Genomic DNA, 5007 nt, shown 5'->3' on the forward strand with positions numbered 1-5007 from the left:
CGGAACTCAGTCGTCTCCTCAGCCCGAAGAACCTAGAGCTGCTGGAGGCGATCGCTCGACACGACCCCGAGAGTATCAGCGAAACGGCCGGTCTAGTCGAACGTGATTACAAACAGGTACATCGAAATCTCTCCGAACTCGAAGATATCGGTGTGATCGAGTTCGACGACGACAGCAACGGTCGGCCGAAAAAGCCTCTCCTGGCTTACGACGGCCTCGAAATCGACATTCCGTTTGCTGACTCTGATGATGCTACTGGCGTCGCGGCACCGTGACCGACCGTCACCACGTCAACCCTTCGTAAGTAATCCCCTCGCGGCGCTCGACGATCCGTCGCCCGTCGACGACCACAGGGTTAGTCATCGCGTCGAACTCGTCGTCGAGCGTCCCGAACTCGTCCCAGTCGGTGACGACCACGGCCCCGCTCGCGCCATCGAGTGCATCGGCCGCCGACTCGGCGTACTCGGTCTCGGGGAACTGTCCGGCCATCTCGCCCGCGGCGACCGGATCGTACGCGACGACCGCCGCCCCACGGTCGCGGAGCCCCTCGATCACCGGAATCGCCCGCGAGTTCCGGATGTCGTCGGTCCCGGGCTTGAATGCGAGTCCCAGCACCGCGATCCGTTTCCCGTCTGCCTCGACGTGGTCGTCGAGCAGATCCAGGAGACGCTCGGGCTGGCGAGCGTTGACCTCAACCGCGGCCTCGAGCATCCGGGGCTCGTAGCCGGCGTCGCGGGCGTGTTGTATTATTGCTGATGTATCTTTTGGGAAACAAGAACCGCCGAAGCCGACCCCGCTCCGGAGGAACCGCTCGCCGATGCGGTCGTCGAGCCCGATGGCCTCGGCGACCTCGTAGGCGTCGACGCCGTACTCCTTGCAGATGTTCCCGATGTCGTTGATGAGGCTGACCTTGGCGGCGAGAAAGGCGTTGTTGGCGTACTTGATCATCTCGGCCTCGCGGCGGCCGGTCTCGAAGACGGGCACGTCCCACTGGAGGACCAGCGGTTCGTAGACCTCTGCGAGGCGGTCGAGCGCGCGCCCGTCGCCGTCGGTCCCCACGACGATCTTGTCCGGTTCCATGAAGTCGTCCACTGCTGTTCCCTCCCGGAGGAACTCGGGATTGACCGCGACGCCGAAGTCCTCGCCGGCGGTCTTGCCCGAGGCCGATTCGATGATCGGCGTCAGGGTGTCCTCGGTCGTGCCGGGGACGACGGTACTCTTGACGACCACGAGGTGGTAGCCCTCCGTCTCGGCGATGGCCTCGCCCACGGATTCGGCCCCGGCTTCCATGATCGAGGTGTCGATGCTCCCGTCGTCGTTTTTCGGCGTCGGGAGCGCGAGGACGGTCACGTCGGTGTCTGCGACGGCGTCGTAGTCGGTGGTGGCACGGAGGCGGTCGCCACCGTAGACCGAGACGAGCGGGTCCAGGCCGGGTTCGTGGATCGGGGCCTCGCCGTCGTTGATCGCGTCGACGACGGCCCCGTCGACGTCGACACTCGTGACTTCGTGGCCGAGGTCCGCGAAACAGGCCGCGATGGTCGTCCCGACGTAGCCGCTACCGACGACGCTTACTTGCATAGAGGATTCGTCCACGTCACCGGACTTGAGGGTTCGGTTGGCAACGCGGTATTAGCTTATTGTGTCACCACATTTGCTTGGCTACCCATCGATGAGAGTCAATTTCTCGCGTTTCTCCGCCGGGATCGGATTGGTGTAGATCGTGTCTTCACCGTCACAGAGATCCTCGAAATCGGCGTCGGTCGTGATCAGGTAGTCAGCGTCGTATGCCCGTGCCAGCGCGAGGATGAACGAATCGTATACGTCGTGGTTCTTTTCGGCACTAATCTCGTAGGCCTCCAGAAGAGTGGTCTCGGTCGCACCGACGATCCGTGCGGGACTGCGCACGAGCGATTGGATAGCGTTGCGAGCAGCCGCCGCGTCCACTCCGAAGTTGCTCCTCATGATATACTGCGCTCGGAGCGGGTAATAGTCGAAGACGAGCAAGGCGTTCGGTCCATTGAGGGCGTTCTCGATCCACGGGTATACGTCGTCGTGTGCCGGATGATCCTCGGTCAGCCCGATAGCGAGCACGTTCACGTCTGTGAGAACCGTCACTTCGGTTGGGAGCGACCCAGTCATCTGCTACCGGATCACTGCTCCATCGGTCCGAACAGTGCCCCTCCCGCATCGGTCGGCGTCGTGTTCTCCCAGCTGTCTCGATCTGCTCGTGCTGTCTCCAGTTTCGTGCTCGGTTTCGGGTTGATCTCGAGAACCGATCCGACGAGGGTCGCGGAGATCTCGTCGTTCGATTCGATACCCAACCGGTCCCGGACCTCTTTCGGCAGGGTTACCCGTCCTCTATCGTCCACCGTGAGCGTCAGTTCCTCACCATGATCACCCTCGACGGAAACCTTTCCCATTTATAATCACCTGTTACCCACTACTATACTGACACACATAACTGTTGTTCATATAATTTATTCTAGATATCTGTCCGGTGCCATGTCGGATAGTACCTATATAGCCAACGACGCTCGAGAGCACCCTGACGACACTACTTGTGCGATCGTCTCGTCCACGCCGCTGTCGTCGCGAGCCACTGTTTCCGAGGCGGAAACTCACCGCGCGGTTTTATTTCGGTGCCGTGCGCCGAGTGACACATGGCTGCCATCGAAGCCACCGGGGTATCGAAACGGTACGGCACGGTGATCGCCCTCGACCGGGTCGATCTCACCGTCGCGAAGGGGGAGACGTTCGGCTTTCTCGGGCCCAACGGCGCCGGAAAGTCGACGTTCATCAACGTCCTGCTCGACTTCGTGCGGCCGAGCGAGGGGTCGGTCGAGATTTTCGGTCACGACTGCCACGCGGAGGGCGTCACGGCCCGCGAGCGGGTTGGTGTCCTTCCGGAAGGGTACTCGGTGTTCGAGCGACGTACCGGCCGCCAGCATCTCGAGTACGCCATCGAGTCGAAAAGCGCCGACGACGACCCCGCCGAAATCCTGGACCGGGTGGGCCTCGACCCCGAGGCCGCCGAGCGGGAGGCGAGTGGCTACTCGAAAGGGATGGCCCAGCGGCTGGTGCTGGGGATGGCGCTCGTGGGCGAGCCGGACCTCCTCTTACTCGACGAACCCACGACCGGACTGGACCCCAACGGAGCCGCCGAGATGCGAGACATCATCCGCGAGGAGAACGAGCGGGGGGCGACGGTCTTTTTCTCCAGCCACATTCTCGAACAGGTCGAGGCGGTCTGTGACCGTGTCGGCATCCTCCAGAACGGAGAACTCGTCGCCGTCGACACCATCGAGGGGCTCCGGGAGTCCCTCGGCGGGGGCACCAAGCTCGTCATCACGGTCGACAACCTGCGAAACGGCACCCTGGAGACGGTCCGGGGAGTCGGGGGCGTCGAGACGGCCGTCGAGCGCGAGGAATCGACGCTGGAGGTGACCTGCACGAACGACGCGAAGATGGACATCCTCGTCCAGCTACACGACGCCGGCGTCGACGTGGTGAACTTCCAGACCGAGGAGGCCTCCCTCGAAGACATGTTCATCGAGTACACCGGGACGGACCGATGAGCTGGGACGTAATCGCCCGCCAGGACTGGGAGTTGACGGTCGGCGAACGCTCGACGAAGTATCTGCTGGGCCTGCTCGGGTTCGTCATCGTCGTCACGGCGTACGCTTACCCGCTCACCGGGTCGGAGCCGTACACGACGGGGCGGTTCGCCGGCGTCGTCCACGGGAGCCTGACGACGCTCGTGCCCATCGTCGGCGTCCTGCTGGGGTACAACGCGGTCGTGAGCGAACGCGAGTCGGGCGCGCTCCGGCTCTCGCTGTCGTTGCCCCACAGCCGGGCCGACGTGGTCTTCGGGAAGTTTCTCGGGCGGGTAGGCGTCGTCGCGACGGCGCTGGTCGCCGCACTGGCCGTCGCCGGCTTCCTCGTCGTCTACCCGTTCGGCGACCTCGAACTGTTCCGATACCTCGCCTTCGTCGGCTTCACCGTCTGGTTCGGCGGCATCTGGACCGGTATCGGAATCGCCGCCTCCATCGCGGCGGCCACCAAGCGACGTGCGCTCGTCGTCGCGTTGTTCCTATTGTTCCTGTTCGTACTGGCCTGGGACGCCATCGCCGACGGCGTCGCGCTGGCGCTGAACCTCACCGGCCTGATCGACGGTGAGTTGCCCGACCCACTGCAGTTCCTCTTCGGTCTCGAGCCGGGCCGGGTCTTCGGCCGACTCACCGACGGGTTCGTCGACCCGAGCGCCACCGTCGACGGGGCCTGGTACCTGAGCGAGTGGGTCGCACTCGTCCTGTTCACGCTGTGGCTCGTGGGGCCACTGGGACTGGCCTACCGGCGTTTCGCCGGAGGGGATCTTGCGTGAGCTGGCGCGTCATTGCTCGGGCGGCCGTTCGCGACGCGGCCCGGGCGAAGACGACTTGGCTCACGGCCGGCCTCAGCGTGGTCGCATTCCTCGGCTACGTCGTCGCCCACGACTACATCGGCGAGCCAACCTTCCCGGCGTTCGTGACGGGACTCACCGGCGTCGTGGGAGTGTTCCTCCCGGCGGTCGCGATTCTGCTGGGCTACAAGTCGGTCGCCGACGACCGCACGAGCGGGCGACTCGCCCTCACCCTCTCCCTGCCCCACTCGCGGCGCGACCTGGCACTCGGAACCTTCCTCGGCCGGGCCGCCGTAGTCCTCGTGCCGGCCCTGCTCGCGCTGGTCGTCGCCGGCGTCGTGGGTGCTGTCCGCTTTGGCACCGAGGGCGTGGTGTCGTACCCGTGGTTCCTCGTCGCGACCACGCTGTTCGGAGCCGCGTTCGTCGGCGTCGCCGTCGGGCTCTCGATGTCGACGACCGCCGACCGCTGGATTACGCTCGGCGGACTCGGCGGCTATCTGCTCCTGGTTACGTTCTGGGGTGGTCTCCAGTCGGCGGTGCTGGTCGTCCTCCACCGCTTCGACTTCCAGGTGCTCCAGGACCAGCCCGACTGGGCACTGCTCTTCCGG

The 5007-nt window shown here is 64.6% G+C and carries 7 protein-coding genes; 4 read left to right on the plus strand and 3 right to left on the minus strand.

Features of this window, described 5'->3' with window-relative positions; all coding sequences use genetic code 11:
• Window positions 1–275, plus strand: a 275-nt coding sequence (locus Q0964_RS13955; protein WP_299268730.1) for an HVO_A0114 family putative DNA-binding protein, incomplete at its 5' end; no start/stop codon positions are given.
• A 7-nt stretch (window positions 276–282) separates the two neighbouring features.
• On the opposite strand, the gene aglM is transcribed toward Q0964_RS13955, so the two are convergent.
• The 3 genes from aglM to Q0964_RS13970 form a co-directional block, all read right to left on the minus strand.
• Window positions 283–1578, minus strand: coding sequence for a UDP-glucose 6-dehydrogenase AglM (gene aglM / locus Q0964_RS13960; RefSeq protein WP_299268732.1), 1296 nt, complete (start codon window positions 1576–1578; stop codon window positions 283–285).
• A gap of 81 nt (window positions 1579–1659) precedes the next feature.
• Window positions 1660–2139, minus strand: a complete 480-nt coding sequence (locus tag Q0964_RS13965) for a type II toxin-antitoxin system VapC family toxin (protein ID WP_299268734.1) — start codon at window positions 2137–2139, stop codon at window positions 1660–1662.
• An 11-nt stretch (window positions 2140–2150) separates the two neighbouring features.
• On the minus strand, window positions 2151–2420 hold the full coding sequence (locus Q0964_RS13970) for an AbrB/MazE/SpoVT family DNA-binding domain-containing protein (RefSeq protein WP_299268736.1): 270 nt from the start codon (window positions 2418–2420) through the stop codon (window positions 2151–2153).
• A gap of 240 nt (window positions 2421–2660) precedes the next feature.
• On the opposite strand from Q0964_RS13970, the gene Q0964_RS13975 reads away from it, so the two are divergent.
• The 3 genes from Q0964_RS13975 to Q0964_RS13985 form a co-directional block, all read left to right on the plus strand.
• Window positions 2661–3575, plus strand: a complete 915-nt coding sequence (locus Q0964_RS13975; RefSeq protein WP_299268738.1) for an ABC transporter ATP-binding protein — start codon at window positions 2661–2663, stop codon at window positions 3573–3575.
• Window positions 3572–4381, plus strand: a complete 810-nt coding sequence (locus Q0964_RS13980) for an ABC transporter permease subunit (protein ID WP_299268740.1) — start codon at window positions 3572–3574, stop codon at window positions 4379–4381. The genes Q0964_RS13975 and Q0964_RS13980 overlap by 4 nt, the downstream gene beginning before the upstream one ends.
• Window positions 4378–5007 (plus strand): ABC transporter permease (locus Q0964_RS13985; protein WP_299268742.1); only part of this gene is annotated, 630 nt, incomplete at its 3' end. The genes Q0964_RS13980 and Q0964_RS13985, both read left to right, overlap by 4 nt.

This window comes from Halorientalis sp., assembly GCF_028275115.1.
Classification (GTDB): domain Archaea; phylum Halobacteriota; class Halobacteria; order Halobacteriales; family Haloarculaceae; genus Halorientalis.